We start from the raw sequence: 516 nt of genomic DNA, 5'->3' as shown, positions 1-516 counted from the left end.
TTCAACAACAAACCAAGCTTTTGAATCAGACAAACTCAACGAGCGAAAACTTCAGCAAAAGCAAAATGATCGATTAACTTACCCTTTCCACACTTTGCGCGCGCTGAATTGACAACAAACCAGCGCTAAAACTGATTGAGGCAAGCAAAGAACCTTGCCTGTTTTACGGCTTGAGTTAGCCACGAATTTTAGGGTAAAAATGCTCATTTGCCGACAATACAAAACGAATGGCCGGAGAAATCCCAAAAGATTAAACCCCTAAATTTACCTGAGTTGCATAACGCCCGGTTAAGGGGCTGACAACGCAAAACACTGAACTCAAAATAACAGCCGTAATCACAAAGGCCGATTTGAGCAAAAACCGCCACGCGTTGGCAGTCCCTCTTTAACCGTTTGTTATGGCTAACAACACTCTGATTTATCGAACATAATTTTTAAGGTAAATCTGACCTTTCATCTCGACATTCATAAGAGCCCATTTCAAACTCTCGACAAATCCAAGGTCGATTCTCATAA

1 pseudogene is annotated in these 516 nt (G+C 41.5%); it reads right to left on the bottom strand.

The features are described 5' to 3' along the window. Nucleotides 1-434: 434 nt before the first annotated feature. A pseudogene (locus AACR75_RS00625) lies at nucleotides 435-516 on the bottom strand (YkgJ family cysteine cluster protein); the annotation flags it as partial.

The organism is Vibrio sp. ZOR0018 (assembly GCF_963865925.1).
Taxonomy (GTDB): domain Bacteria; phylum Pseudomonadota; class Gammaproteobacteria; order Enterobacterales; family Vibrionaceae; genus Vibrio; species Vibrio anguillarum.
Note: the sequence above shows the minus strand (reverse complement) of the source record. Positions and strands in the feature narration are given on the sequence as shown.